Origin of the sequence: Streptomyces caniferus (assembly GCF_009811555.1) — a bacterium.
Lineage (GTDB): Bacteria > Actinomycetota > Actinomycetes > Streptomycetales > Streptomycetaceae > Streptomyces > Streptomyces caniferus.
In genome coordinates this window covers 1,448,223-1,460,476 of the sequence record NZ_BLIN01000005.1, presented here as the reverse complement: position 1 = coordinate 1,460,476, position 12,254 = coordinate 1,448,223, and the positions used below count along the sequence as shown (strand labels likewise).

At 72.2% G+C, this 12,254-nt stretch carries 14 protein-coding genes; 5 read left to right on the top strand and 9 right to left on the bottom strand.

Annotation, left to right across the window (positions count from 1 at the left end):
* Positions 1–9 precede the first annotated feature (9 nt).
* On the top strand, positions 10–408 hold the full coding sequence (locus Scani_RS22970) for a VOC family protein (RefSeq protein WP_159479389.1): 399 nt from the start codon (positions 10–12) through the stop codon (positions 406–408).
* A 14-nt stretch (positions 409–422) separates the two neighbouring features.
* On the opposite strand, the gene Scani_RS22965 is transcribed toward Scani_RS22970, so the two are convergent.
* From Scani_RS22965 to Scani_RS22945, 5 genes are all read right to left on the bottom strand, one after another.
* Positions 423–1,121 (bottom strand): HAD family hydrolase, encoded by a 699-nt coding sequence (locus tag Scani_RS22965; protein ID WP_246296098.1) that lies wholly within the window; start codon positions 1,119–1,121, stop codon positions 423–425.
* 5 nt (positions 1,122–1,126) lie between these two features.
* On the bottom strand, positions 1,127–1,861 hold the full coding sequence (locus Scani_RS22960; protein ID WP_159479385.1) for a phosphatase PAP2 family protein: 735 nt from the start codon (positions 1,859–1,861) through the stop codon (positions 1,127–1,129).
* A 47-nt stretch (positions 1,862–1,908) separates the two neighbouring features.
* Complete coding sequence (locus Scani_RS22955; RefSeq protein ID WP_159479383.1) at positions 1,909–2,844, bottom strand: M56 family metallopeptidase; 936 nt, start codon at positions 2,842–2,844, stop codon at positions 1,909–1,911.
* Between the two features lie 138 nt (positions 2,845–2,982).
* Positions 2,983–3,669, bottom strand: coding sequence for a DUF5134 domain-containing protein (locus Scani_RS22950; RefSeq protein ID WP_159479381.1), 687 nt, complete (start codon positions 3,667–3,669; stop codon positions 2,983–2,985).
* A 128-nt stretch (positions 3,670–3,797) separates the two neighbouring features.
* Positions 3,798–4,184: a VOC family protein gene (locus Scani_RS22945; protein ID WP_159479379.1), complete on the bottom strand. Its 387-nt coding sequence runs from the start codon at positions 4,182–4,184 to the stop codon at positions 3,798–3,800.
* 140 nt (positions 4,185–4,324) lie between these two features.
* On the opposite strand from Scani_RS22945, the gene Scani_RS22940 reads away from it, so the two are divergent.
* On the top strand, positions 4,325–4,888 hold the full coding sequence (locus Scani_RS22940) for a GNAT family N-acetyltransferase (protein WP_159479377.1): 564 nt from the start codon (positions 4,325–4,327) through the stop codon (positions 4,886–4,888).
* Between the two features lie 135 nt (positions 4,889–5,023).
* On the opposite strand, the gene Scani_RS22935 is transcribed toward Scani_RS22940, so the two are convergent.
* The 4 genes from Scani_RS22935 to Scani_RS22920 all read right to left on the bottom strand — a co-directional run bounded on the left by Scani_RS22935 (position 5,024) and on the right by Scani_RS22920 (position 8,479).
* Positions 5,024–5,836: an amino acid ABC transporter ATP-binding protein gene (locus Scani_RS22935; protein ID WP_246296096.1), complete on the bottom strand. Its 813-nt coding sequence runs from the start codon at positions 5,834–5,836 to the stop codon at positions 5,024–5,026.
* A complete protein-coding gene (locus Scani_RS22930; protein WP_159479375.1) occupies positions 5,833–6,717 on the bottom strand; it encodes an amino acid ABC transporter permease in 885 nt (294 codons plus the stop codon). The genes Scani_RS22935 and Scani_RS22930 overlap by 4 nt, the downstream gene beginning before the upstream one ends.
* A 14-nt stretch (positions 6,718–6,731) precedes the next feature.
* Entirely contained in the window at positions 6,732–7,613 is an 882-nt protein-coding gene (locus tag Scani_RS22925; protein WP_159479373.1) for an ABC transporter substrate-binding protein, read from the bottom strand.
* A gap of 182 nt (positions 7,614–7,795) precedes the next feature.
* Positions 7,796–8,479 (bottom strand): glycerophosphodiester phosphodiesterase, encoded by a 684-nt coding sequence (locus tag Scani_RS22920; RefSeq protein ID WP_159479371.1) that lies wholly within the window; start codon positions 8,477–8,479, stop codon positions 7,796–7,798.
* 488 nt (positions 8,480–8,967) lie between these two features.
* Here Scani_RS22920 and Scani_RS22915 point away from each other — a divergent pair, with 488 nt between their 5' ends.
* Genes Scani_RS22915 through Scani_RS22905 form a run of 3 tightly spaced genes read left to right on the top strand, consistent with a single transcriptional unit; the run spans position 8,968 to position 12,253 of the window.
* Positions 8,968–10,365 carry a DUF6421 family protein gene (locus Scani_RS22915; RefSeq protein ID WP_159479370.1) on the top strand — a complete coding sequence of 466 codons (1,398 nt, stop codon included), beginning with the start codon at positions 8,968–8,970 and terminating at the stop codon, positions 10,363–10,365.
* Between the two features lie 59 nt (positions 10,366–10,424).
* On the top strand, positions 10,425–11,186 hold the full coding sequence (locus Scani_RS22910) for an SDR family NAD(P)-dependent oxidoreductase (RefSeq protein WP_174872818.1): 762 nt from the start codon (positions 10,425–10,427) through the stop codon (positions 11,184–11,186).
* The gene (locus tag Scani_RS22905) at positions 11,183–12,253 is read left to right on the top strand and encodes a threonine aldolase family protein (protein ID WP_371872433.1); all 1,071 of its coding nucleotides are present in this window, start codon (positions 11,183–11,185) and stop codon (positions 12,251–12,253) included. The genes Scani_RS22910 and Scani_RS22905 overlap by 4 nt, the downstream gene beginning before the upstream one ends.
* The last annotated feature ends 1 nt before the right edge of the window (position 12,254 follow it).

Genomic DNA, 12,254 nt, shown 5'->3' with positions numbered 1-12,254 from the left:
GGTACATCGATGGAACTCACCCAAGTCCGCCTGCTCGTCACGGACTTCCGCGGCTGCTACCGCTTCTACCGGGACGTGCTGGGCCTGGAGCCGCAGTTCGAGGCCCCCGAGGGCCCGTACGCCAAGTTCAGCTGCGCCGGCGGTTCGGCGGGCATCGCGTTGCAGGAGCGCGCCCGGATGGCCGAGGTGCTCGGCGAGCTGGGGGCGGCGCCGGACGGATACCGGTCCCTGGTCGTCCTGCGGGTCGACGACCTCGACGGGTACTGCGCACAGCTCACCGGGCGCGGCGCCGTCCTCGCCCACGGTCCGGCCCCGATGACGGACCGGATGCGGGTCGCCCACCTCAAGGACCCCGACGGGAACATCGTCGAGCTCCAGCAGTGGCTGGAGCTGCGCCCGGCGGGCTGACCCCGCCCGGCTCCTCAGCCCACGCGCTCCAGCACCGGCCGCAGCCCGTCCGGGCGCCGGTCCACCGGCAGATGGTCGACCGGCAGGAAGGAACAGCCCACCGCGGTGGCGCCGCCGTCCGCGGTGCGGTCGTCGCCGACCATCAGCACGGCGGCCGGGTCGAGCCCCAACTCCCGGCAGCCGAGGGCGAAGAGCCGTGGATCAGGCTTCTGGAGGCCGTGCTCGTAGGACAGCACGCAGACGTCGACATAACGGTCCAGGCCGTGGGCGCGCAGCACCGGCCGCAGATCCCAGCCGATGTTGCTCAGGACGCCGATACGGATGCCGCGCCGGTGCAGCTCCGCGAGCACCTCGGCGGCATCGGGATAGGGCTGCCAGGCCTCCGCCGCCCGGGACCGCTCGTAGAGCGCGTCGTACAACTCCGGATCGGGGAGCGGGACCTGCCGGGCCAGGCCGGTGTACAGCGCGCGGTGGTGGCGGGCGTCGCGGTCCCGGATCTCCCACAGCTCGCCCAGGTCGCCGGGGAGTTCGACGGGGGAGGAGCCGCCGGGCAGCGCGCCGGCCCGTTCCAGCGCGGCCGCCGAGCGGACGAGCTCGGCGTCGTCCATGGCCGTGCCGGACGCGGTGAGCGCCGCCCGCAGCCATGATTCGGCGGACTCGATACGCAGCAGGGTTCCGGAGAAGTCGAAGAGCACACCCTTGATCACCGTCATGAGCGTCATCCTGCCCGCCGCGCGGTGCCGGGCCAACCCGCCCGTGACGCGAAGGCGCCGTGGAGCGCGGCCGATCCGGCCACGAGGGCCCCGCCCAGCAGCCAGCCACCGACGACGTCCGACAGCCAGTGCACGCCGAGATACACCCGGGTGAAGCCGACACCGACGACCGAGAGCACGACCACCGTGCGAGCCGTCCGGCGCCACAGCGGCCGCGCCCCGGCCAGCCGCAGCAGCCACAGCACCAGGGCCCCCGCGACCAGCGCGGACAGTGCATGCCCGGAGGGGAACGCCGTGTAGTGCGCGGTGGCCACCGGATCCGGCCAGACGGGGCGGTCCCGGCCGACCACCGCCTTCACCGCCTGCTGCAGCCCTGTACCGAGGAGCGCGGTGGCCGCCACCCAGAGGGCGAGCCGGCGGTCCCCTCGCCGTACGAGCAGGCAGACCGCCACCGTGAGCACCGCGCGCATCGCCCATGGGTCCCATACCCAGTCGGTGAGCACCCGGTTGACACGGGTCCAGCCGGGCGCGGCGACGGCCGTCCGGTGCAGGGTGCCGGCGAGGGCCGTGTCCAGGGACATCAACGGGCCCCAGCGCAGTACGACGAGGGTGAGCAGCAGGCCGAAGAGGACCGCGCACAGCAGGGCGCAGGTGAGGGCGGGGCGGAAGAGGGCAAAGGCCCGGCGGCTGTTGTCTTCCACGGCGGGCGTACGGGCGGTGGGGAGCGGCGTCGAGGGCATGGGGCGATCCTCGCCCATGACCGGCGCCCCGGGCGAGGGGCCGCGCCCTACGTCAGTGCCCGCAGGCCCGGGACGAAGGTGACCAGCAGCGGTACGGCCGGTACCAGCGCCGCCACCGCCGTCATCCGGAGCCGGCGGCCGGGGGTGAAGCGGGGCGCGGGGGACAGCAGCCGGTCCACCCGCTGGGGAACCTGCGCGAGCTGCGTGGGGCAGGGGCCGAACACCCCGCGGTCCTCGTTGAGTTCGACCAGGGCCAGGGCGATCGTCAGGCGGCCGAAGCGGCGCGAGGCCACGTCGTCGGCGGCCAGCTCGACCAGCCGGTGCACCTGATCGCGGAACGCGGCGAAGACCGGGATCTGCGGAAAGCCCACGGCGAGTGCCGAGGCGCTGTACAGCAGGAGATCGTGCCGGGCCCGTGCGTGTCCCTGCTCATGAGCGATCAGCGCATCGAGCTGACGGCCCTTCAGGCGTCGCAACGCCGAGGTCGTGATGACCAGTTGGGGCGAGGAGTGCTGCAGCCACCAGGCCTCCGGGCGGTCGCCCTCCAGGACGACCAGCCGCTCCGCCCGGGGCTCCTCGCCGGGCAACAGCGGTGCGCGGAGCAGGAGTTCGGCCCGGCGCTGCCGGCGGCGGGTGCGCGCCGCCCGTACCTCGCGGGTCAGCGTGACGGCCGTCCAGGCCCCGCCGCCCGCCAGGAGCAGGGCCAGCACCCCGGCCCACGGCCCGTACCCCTTGAGCGCATACGCCTCGACGACCACCCGGGGCGCGAAGCCGAACACCGGGCTGCGGACGGTCTCCCAGGCGGCGGATGCGCTCAGCGACATCGCGAGCACGCAGCACAGCAGCACACCGGCCACCACGCACTGCCACACCCACAGGGCGAGCACCGGCTCCCGGTCGGGCCAGTCGGAACGGGCCATCAGCCGGGGCGCCATTGCCGCGGCCAGCACGCCGAGAACCATCAGCGCGAGAGGGACCATCATGGCGTCAGCCTATGAGCGGGCGACTACTCGTTGGTACGGGCGAGAGTCGGATGTGACGTATGCCACCCTCGTTGCGGAGGTGGGCCGCCGATCCCGCCGGCCGGCGGCGCGGGCCGTGCGGAAGCGCTTCGCCGCAGCTCACAGCGCCAGCAGCATCGCCAGCATGCCGATGCCCATCGCCACCCGGCAGGCCCGCAGCACCGCGGGCGGCCCGGCGTCCGCAGAGGTGCCCGCCACCGTGTCCGGCCCGGTGCCCGCCACCGTCCGCTCCGGCACGGGGGCCACTGTCGCGCCCGCCGTCACGGAGTCCGCTGCCCGGACACCCGTCGGCACCAGCCGGACCCCGGCGCCGATGACGTACACCGTGTAGTAGGCGAGCAACAGGCCCGTCAGCAGCGGCACCCCGCCGGGCCCCTCGTGCGCCATCGCCCCCATCGAACCCATCGAAGCTGTCGGACCCGTCGGACCCATCGCGTCCGTCCGGCCCGCCGGGCCCATGGGACCCAGGTGATCCGCCGGTACGGCCATCGCCAGCGCCATGTACACCATGGCGAACGTCCCCACCGCGTGATGCAGATGCCGCCGCACCAGCGCCCACCCGCCGGCCGTTGCGTAGACCGTGGTGAACAGCCAGGGCGACCACTGGGGCGGTGTCACGGCGGACGCGGGCAGCGCCATCGCCGCCATGCCCAGCGCCATCAGCCCTTCGCCGCGGGCGTCCCCCCGGTGCGCGGCCGGGCCGTTCCGCGCCCGGACGAGGCAGTACGCGGCGGCCGCGGCACACAGCAGCACCAGCAGCCAGCCGACCCACGCCGGTTCGAGCACGGCGCACCTCCCCGAGTACCGCCTGTCGCACCGATCGGGTGCAGGCTGCCCGGCCGGGGCCCGGCACACGGGAGCGCACGGACGCACGGAGGGGGAGCGCGGGCGATGCGCCGGCCGGGGGAGGGCCGTCAGGGCCGGTAACGCAGCGGATGGTCCGCCGGTACCTCCGTCAGCACGATCCGGTGGCCGTCCGGGTCGGCGATCCACATCTCGATGAGTCCCCACGGCTCCTGTACGGGCGGCCGCAGCACCTCCGCCCCGTGTGCCAGGAGCTCCTCGTGCGCCGCCGCAGCATCCGCCACCTGGAGCCACAGCTGGAGGGTCTCCGTGGCCGGGGCCGTGGCGCGGCCGGAGACCTCCAGGAAGCCGCCGCCGAGGAAGTAGACCGTGCCGCGCTCGGGTCCGGTGCCGAATTCCCGGTAGATCTCCAGCCCCAGCGCCGTGCCGTAGAACGCCCGCGACCGCTCCGGGTCGGACGGCCGCACCAGCACCCTGCTGCTCAGTACGTGCACCATGCCAGGACCCTACGCCGCCCGCCCCGCGTCGTCGGCCCGCCGCCGCCGAAGACCGTGCCGAATGGCCCTGACACGCCGCACATGCCGCTTGTTAGCCTCCCTTCAGCCCTTCGTCCGGCCCCGAGAGGACTGTGCGCACCATGCCCACCGACGAGCTGACCTTCCGTACCGCCCACGATGCCGACATCCCCGGGCTCGTCGACCTCATCGAATCGGCGTACCGAGGGGACGCGAGCCGGGCCGGCTGGACGACCGAGGCGGACCTGCTGGAGGGGCAGCGCACCGACCCGGACGGCGTCGCCGCCGTGGTGCGGGGCGAGACCGGCCGGCTGCTCGTCGCCGAGCGGGACGGTGCCCTGATCGCCTGCTGCCAGCTCGAACACCGCGGGGACCATGTGTACTTCGGGATGTTCGCGGTGCGCCCGCAGCTCCAGGGCGGCGGCCTCGGCAAGGTGATCCTCGCGGAGGCCGAGCGGACCGCCCAGGACCTCTGGGGCACCCGCGAGATGCGGATGACCGTCATCCGGCAGCGCGACGAGCTGATCGCCTGGTACGAGCGCCGCGGCTACCGGCGGACCGGACAGCTCACCCCGTTCCCGTACGGCGACGAGCGGTTCGGCATCCCGCAGCGCGCCGACCTGGAGTTCGAGCTGCTGATCAAGCCGCTCGGCCAGGACGGGCCCGGCCGGTCGAGCGCCTCCTGAAGGTTGGTCCGCGCGGTGCCGCCCCGTCTGCGGCCCAGGTCCCGGACCACGTGGCCCGAACCCCCTGCCGGCCGCGATGGGACCCCGGCCGTGCGGCGGGCCGGGGACCGGACGGCCGAGGAGTGCGGAGGCCGCTCACAGCCGTCCCGCCTCGATGATCCGCCGGAGGAACTGCCGGGTCCGGTCCTGCTGCGGGTCCCCGAAGACCCGCTCGGGTGTGCCGCGTTCCACCACCACCCCGCCGTCCAGGAAGCAGACCTGGTCGGCGACCTCCCGCGCGAAGCCCATCTCATGGGTGGCGATGACCATCGTCATCCCCTCCTCCTTCAGCTCGCGGACCACGCCGAGCACCTCGCCGACCAGCCCCGGGTCGAGCGCCGCGGTGATCTCGTCGAGCAGCAGCAGCCGGGGCCGCCCGGCCAGGGCGCGAACGATCGCGACCCGCTGCTGCTGGCCGCCGCTGAGCCGGTCCGGGTACTCGCCGGCCCGCCCGCCGAGCCCGAGCCGTTCCAGCAGCTCGCGGGCCCGCTCCTCCGCCTCGGCACGCGGTACGCCGTGCACCCGGCGGGGCGCCAGCGTGATGTTGTCCAGCACGGTCATATGGGGGAAGAGGTTGTAGGCCTGGAAGACCACGCCGATCCGGCGGCGCACCGCGTCCACGTCGGCCCGCGGATCGGTGATCTCCGCGCCGTCCAGGAAGATCGCGCCGTCGTCGATCTCCTCCAGGAGGTTCGCGCAGCGCAGCAGCGTGGACTTGCCCGACCCCGAGGCGCCGATCAGCGTGGTCACGGTGTGCGGCGGGACCGCCAGATCCACATCCCGCAGCACGACCGTGCCGCGCCCGTACGTCTTGCGCACGGACTCCAGCCGCAGCACCGGGCCGCCGCCGGGCGCCGCTTTCCCGGCCGCGTCCCCGGCCGGCCGTGGGGCGTCGTTCGTGGTGGTCATACGAGTCCTCCCTGGGCGCGCCTGCGGTCCATGCGGGCCGTGACCCAGTCCGTGCACCGCGTCATGGGGATCGTGAGCGCCACGAAGACGAGCCCGGCCACGACGTACGGCGTGAAGTTGAAGTCCTTGCCGGCGATGATCTGGGCCGCGTAGACCGCGTCCACCGCACCCGCGATGGACACCAGACCGGTGTCCTTCTGCAGCGAGACCAGATCGTTCAGCAGCGGCGGCACCACCCGCCGCACCGCCTGCGGCAGCACCACGAAGCGCAGCGCTTGTCCGCCGGTCAGCCCCAGCGACCGGGCCGCGGCCCGCTGCGAGGGGTGCACCGACTCGATGCCGGCCCGGAAGACCTCGGCGACATAGGCCGAGTACGTCAGCACCAGCGCGGAGCCGCCGAGCAGCACGGGGTCGGTGGTCACGCCCTGCAGCCGCAGGGCAGGCACCCCGAAGACCACCATCAGCAGACAGATGATCAGGGGCAGTCCGCGGAAGAAGTCGGTGTAGGCGGTGGCCAGGGCGCGCAGCGGGAAGAACACCGGGCCGCGCAGCGTCCGGGCCACCGCCAGCAGCAGTCCGAGCACCAGCACCGCAGCCCCGCACACCACCAGCAGCCGCAGATTCAGCAGCAGCCCCTCCATCACCTTCGGCAGTGCCTTGGCGGCGTATTCGGCGCTGAAGAAGGTCTCCCGGGTACGCGGCCAGCCGGGGGAGCCGGTGATGACGAGGTAGAGGACGACGGCGGTGACCAGGGTGCTCAGTGCGGCGACCGCGGTCGCGCGCCGGGCCCTGGTCCTCCGGAAGCGCTCCCGCTCGATCCGTCGCGCCGAGGGCACATATCCGTCGTCGGCCTCGTCCGGTGCCGCCCGGAGCTTCGACACACCTTCTCCGTACGTCACTTGAGCACCGGCACGGACACGGCGTCGGTCAGCCACTTCTTCTCCAGCGCGGCGAGGGTGCCGTCCTTGCGCAGCGCATCCACCGCGGCCGTCACACACCCGGTGATCCGGCTCTCCTTGTCCAGGACCAGGCCGAACTGTTCCTTGGCGGTACCGGTGGCCGCGAACTGCCCGACCACCTCGGCGTTCTTCACCTCGGCGGAGGTGATGTAGAAGGCCGTCGGCAGATCGGTGAGGATCGCGTCGACCTGACCGTTCTTCAGCGCGGACTTGGCGAGGTCGTTCTTCTGGAACACGGCGGGGCGCTGCGCCGGCCGGACGGTGTCGTCGACGACGTCCAGACTGGTGCTGCCGACCTGTGCGCCGAGCTTCAGGTGCCGGAGACCGGCGATGCTCTTGGCCCGCGCGGCCGGGGAGCCCTTGAGCGCGACGACCGCCTGGCGCACGTCGTAGTAGCCGGAGGAGAAGGCGACGGCCCGCTTGCGTGCGGCGCTGATGGAGATCTGGTTGATGTCGAAGTCGAACTTCTTCGCGCCGGGCGCGAAGGCGTTGTTGAACGGCACGGTCTGCCAGTCCACCGCGCCCTTGTCGTAGCCCAGCCGGCGGGCGACGGCGTAGGCGACGGCCGATTCGAAGCCCTTGCCACTGGCCGGATCGTCGTCGTGGAACCAGGGGGCGTAGGCGGGCTTGTCGGTGCCGACCGTGAGCTTGCCGTCCGCCACGGTCGCCAGTTTGCCGCGGTCACAGCTCTGTTGGCGCGGCCCGGCGGCGTGCGGGCCGCCGGGGGACTCGTCCTGCGGGGCACAGCCGACGGCCGCGGCGAGCAGCGCGACGGTGGCGCAAGCGGCAAGGCGGAGGGGGCGGTTGGCGAGGCGCATGGCGGGAGAGTGGCAGTGCGCGAGGCCGTCTGTCGAGATCGGCGGGGGAAAAGTCCGCATGGTGGAAGCGCATTGCAGCGCTGTGAACTGCGCGTTTCCAGGTTGCCGGGAGTGGGGAGTTGCCGGGGGTGGGGCCCGAAGAGTCGGCACGCCCCACCCGGCTCACCCCGTCCGCTGCCGCCTCACGCCGTGAAGCGGACCGCCCGCCGGATCTCCGGCTGGTCGGTCACCACACCGTCCAGTCCGAGTCCCCGTGCGAGGCGCAGCTGATCGTGGGTGTTGACGGTCCAGCCCACGACCTTCAGGTGCGCGGCGTGCGCCCGCTCGACCAGTTCCAGGGTGAGCCGGCGGATGTTCAGCGAGAGCATCGTCGCGCCGACGGCCTGCGCCCGGTCGACCACGTCCGCGCCGTACCGGCTGCCGACCAGCGCGGTGCGTACCCCGGGCAGCAGGGTGCGGATCGCGGCCAGCGCCTCGTCGTGGAAGGAGATCACATCGACCCGGCCGACCAGATCGCGCGACCGCATCACCTCGGCCAGTGCCTGCGCGGCCGCCACGTCCTTGATCTCGGCCTGCAGCGGCGCGCCGACCGCCTCCACGACCTCCTCGAAGACGGGGATCCGCTCGCCCCGGCCGGCATCGAGCTCGCGGAGCTCGGCGAGGGTGCGCTCGGCGATCGGGCCGGCGCCGTCGGTGGTCCGGTCCACGTCCGCGTCGTGCATCACCACGAGCGCGCCGTCCTTGCTCAGATGCAGATCGAGTTCGATGACATCGAGGCCCTCGTGCTCGGCGCGCACGAAGGACCGCAGGGTGTTCTCCGGCTCCACGCCCATCATCCCGCGGTGTCCGATGGTGAGAAAGGACAAGGCTGCCTCGCTTCTGTCGGCTCGGTGCTGGTGGCGGCTCTGTACAAGTGTCGACCGTCGGCTGTCGGCAACGGCGCTACGAAACGGCGCACAGCCTAACGGGGCCGACCGGCGGAAAACGGGCTGCCGGACCGGACCGCGGTGTGTCCAGTACGGGTACCCGCCATATCCGGCTTCAGACCGCCTCACCCTCGCGTGGGCGAGTCCCCGCCACGCTGACGGCGCGCGGCGGCCGGCCGGCGGTCCGCCCCTCGCGGCGTATGGCATATGCCACACGCGCAGGAGGTTTCCCGGCCGTGTCGCGGCCGGAGGAACCGCCGAAACCCTTGGCATTACTGGCAGGAAGTCCCGCCCAGGGCGTCACCGACAGGAAAAACCCGCGTGATCGGAGGGTGTCGACAGAATAATTTTCAGCGACCCCACTTGAGTGGGCGATCCTCGGCTGGTTACCGTGTTCTGACAACACGATCTATCGCCGGAGGGCAGTCATGACGGAAATTCTTTCGCCTGTGGGTGTCCAGGACGCCACCACGGCCGCAGGGGGCGTGGTCGAGCACCCGGCGTGGCCCGTGCTCAAGGACGCGGTCGAGACCATCCGCCCCTGGCAGGCCAAGGACGGCTCCATCGACCTGGAGGCGGCGGGCGCGCCGCGCGCCGAGGCCGTCCGTGCGGAGGTCGACCGCGTGATAGCGGCCCTCGGCGAGCTCGCCCCGCTGCTGCCGCACAACGCCGCCTACCACGAGGCGCTCGCCGCCGACCTGCGCCGCTGGGCCGACGGCGGCTTCGGCGTGCCGGACTTCCTGGACTCCCTGCTCGCCTTCCAGCCCGCCCGGCAGCGCGCCGACGGCCTCCAGCACCTGGTGCTGTTCCCCATGTACACCCAGAACGGCAACCCGGACCGCAACTTCGAGGCCGTCGTCCTGCGCATGGTCTGGCCGGACTGGCTCGCCGAGCTGGAGCGCACCCGCTACGACAACGCCCTCTTCTGCGGCATCGCCTTCGAGGACTTCACGGCCGGCTACGACACCAACTCCGCCGTGCTCTTCCCGGAGACCATCGCCGTGCGCGAGGCTCCCGAGCGGTTCAGCTGGGGCGGCATCTTCTGCGACCGCGAGGCCGCGCGCTTCCGCCGGGTCAGCGAGGCCGCCATCGAGACGCTCGGCGTCGAACTGCCCGCGGACATCCGCGAGATGCTCGGCGACCAGGAGCGCTGCCAGGAGGCGTTCGTCCTGTGGGACATGGTCCACGACCGCACCCACAGCCACGGTGACCTGCCGTTCGACCCGTTCATGATCAAGCAGCGCCAGCCGTTCTGGATGTACGGCCTGGAGGAGCTGCGCTGCGACCTCACCGCCTTCAAGGAGGCCGTGAAGCTGGAGGCCGAGGGGTACTCCCAGGCACGCGACGTGCAGTTCGCGGTGATCTTCGACCGGATGTTCCGCTTCCCGGTCACCGGCGACCGGGTCCGCAACTACGACGGCCTGGGCGGCCAGCTGCTCTTCGCGTACCTGCACAAGCACGACGTCGTACGCTGGACGGACAACACACTGCACATCGACTGGGAGCGGGCGCCCAAGGTCACCAACCAGCTGTGCGGCGAGATCGAGAAGCTCTACCGCGACGGCATCGACCGGCCCAAGCTGGTCCACTGGTTCGCCGCGTACGACCTCGTCTCGACCTACCTCGCCCCGCACCCGGGCTCGGTCTGGGCCAAGGGGCCCGACGCCCTCGACCTCGACCAGCCGCCGCGCAAACTCGTGGACGACGTGCTCCCCGACGAGTTCCCGCTGAGCATGTTCTACGAGGCGCTCGCCAAGAAGCTGCGCGCTGTGATCGCATCCACCAAGGGCATCACGGCCCACAGCGATGAATTGGCGGCGGCATGACGAACGACCGGAACACCCGGCCGAAGGCCGTCCAGGAGCAGGACGAGGAGGCGACGGAGATGGTTACTTCGACGGGCGGCCAGGGGCCGCTGGAGGGTGCGGTCATCGCGGTGGCGGGGGCGGCCGGACCGGCCGGCCGGGCCACCCTGCTGCGACTGGCCGAAGCGGGTGCGGTGGTGATCGGCTCGGACTCGAACCCCGAGCGCCTGGCGGAGGCCGTGGACGCGGCCCGCTACGCCCACGGCGGCGCCACGGTGGTGGGGGACACCGTCGACCTCCTCGACCTCGACCAGACCCGTGAATGGGCGGCTCGTACGGAGAAGGAATTCGGCCGGATCGACGGCCTGGTGCACCTCGTCGGCGGCTGGCGCGGCTCCTCGACCTTCGCGGAGACCGACCTGGCGGACTGGGACATGCTGCACAAGCTGCTGGTCCGTACCGTCCAGCACACCTCGCTCGCCTTCAACGAAGCGCTCGAACGCAGCGGCAACGGCCGCTTCCTCCTCATCAGCGCGGCCGGCGCCGGCAAGCCCACCGGGGGCAACGCCGCCTACGCCGCGTCCAAGGCCGCAGCCGAGGCCTGGACGCTCGCCATGGCGGACGGCTTCCGCAAGTCGGGGGGCGAGCAGGGACCGCGCGCCGCGGCTGCGATCCTGATCGTGAAGGCGCTCGTCAACGACCAGATGCGCGCCGAGCGACCGAACGCCAAGTTCGCGGGCTTCACCGATGTCACCGAGCTGGCCGAGGCCATCGCCGGGGTCTGGAGCCGGCCCGCCCAGGAAGTGAATGGACAGCGTCTGTGGCTGACCCCCGAGCCGTGACCGGAGCGAAGACCGACGCACGGCAGCACCACGACCCCGAGATACGCGGCTTCGCCAGCGACAACTACGCGGGCGCCCATCCCGAGGTCCTCGCCGCGCTCGCCCTCGCCAACGGCGGCCATCAGGTCGCCTACGGCGAGGACGACTACACCGCACACCTCCAGCGCGTCATCCGCAGCCATTTCGGGCAGCGCGCGGAGGCGTTCCCGGTGTTCAACGGCACCGGTGCCAACGTCGTCGCCCTGCAGGCCGTGACCGACCGCTGGGGCGCGGTGATCGCCGCCGAGTCCGCGCACATCCACGTCGACGAGTGCGGTGCGCCCGAGCGGGTCGGCGGGCTCAAGCTGCTGACCGTGCCCACCGAGGACGGCAAGCTCACCCCCGAGCTGATCGACCGCGAGGCGTACGGCTGGGACGACGAGCACCGGGCGATGCCGCAGGTCGTCTCGATCACCCAGAGCACGGAACTCGGCACGGTCTACACGCCGGACGAGATCCGGGCGATCTGCGAACACGCGCACGAGCGCAACATGGTGGTGCACCTCGACGGCTCGCGGATAGCCAATGCCGCGGCGACGCTCGACGTCCCCATGCGGGCCTTCACCAACGCCGTGGGCGTCGACATCCTCTCCCTCGGCGGCACGAAGAACGGTGCGGTCTTCGGCGAGGCCGTGGTGGTGCTCAACCCCGACCGGGTGCGCGCCATGAAGCATCTGCGCAAGCTGTCCATGCAGCTGGCCTCCAAGATGCGCTTCGTCTCGGTCCAGTTGGAGGCACTGCTCGCCAAGGACCTGTGGCTGCGCAACGCCCGGCACGCCAACACCATGGCGCAGCGGCTGGCGGCCGGGGTGCGGGACATCGACGGGGTGGAGATCCTCTACCCCGTGCAGGCCAACGGCGTGTTCGCCCGGCTTCCGCACGACGTCAGCGAGCGGCTGCAGAAGCGCTACCGCTTCTACTTCTGGGACGAGTCGGCGGGCGTGGTGCGCTGGATGTGCGCGTTCGACACCGCCGAGGAGGACGTCGACGGCTTCCTCGCCGCACTCCGCGAGGAGATGGGCCGCTAGG

Coding starts and splice junctions, on each gene's coding strand:
- Scani_RS22970 (WP_159479389.1), top strand. CDS start 10: ATGGAACTCACCCAAGTCCGCCTGCTCGTCACGGACTTCCGCGGCTGC.
- Scani_RS22965 (WP_246296098.1), bottom strand. CDS start 1,121: ATGACGGTGATCAAGGGTGTGCTCTTCGACTTCTCCGGAACCCTGCTG.
- Scani_RS22960 (WP_159479385.1), bottom strand. CDS start 1,861: ATGCCCTCGACGCCGCTCCCCACCGCCCGTACGCCCGCCGTGGAAGAC.
- Scani_RS22955 (WP_159479383.1), bottom strand. CDS start 2,844: ATGATGGTCCCTCTCGCGCTGATGGTTCTCGGCGTGCTGGCCGCGGCA.
- Scani_RS22945 (WP_159479379.1), bottom strand. CDS start 4,184: ATGGTGCACGTACTGAGCAGCAGGGTGCTGGTGCGGCCGTCCGACCCG.
- Scani_RS22940 (WP_159479377.1), top strand. CDS start 4,325: ATGCCCACCGACGAGCTGACCTTCCGTACCGCCCACGATGCCGACATC.
- Scani_RS22935 (WP_246296096.1), bottom strand. CDS start 5,836: ATGACCACCACGAACGACGCCCCACGGCCGGCCGGGGACGCGGCCGGG.
- Scani_RS22925 (WP_159479373.1), bottom strand. CDS start 7,613: ATGCGCCTCGCCAACCGCCCCCTCCGCCTTGCCGCTTGCGCCACCGTC.
- Scani_RS22915 (WP_159479370.1), top strand. CDS start 8,968: ATGACGGAAATTCTTTCGCCTGTGGGTGTCCAGGACGCCACCACGGCC.
- Scani_RS22910 (WP_174872818.1), top strand. CDS start 10,425: ATGGTTACTTCGACGGGCGGCCAGGGGCCGCTGGAGGGTGCGGTCATC.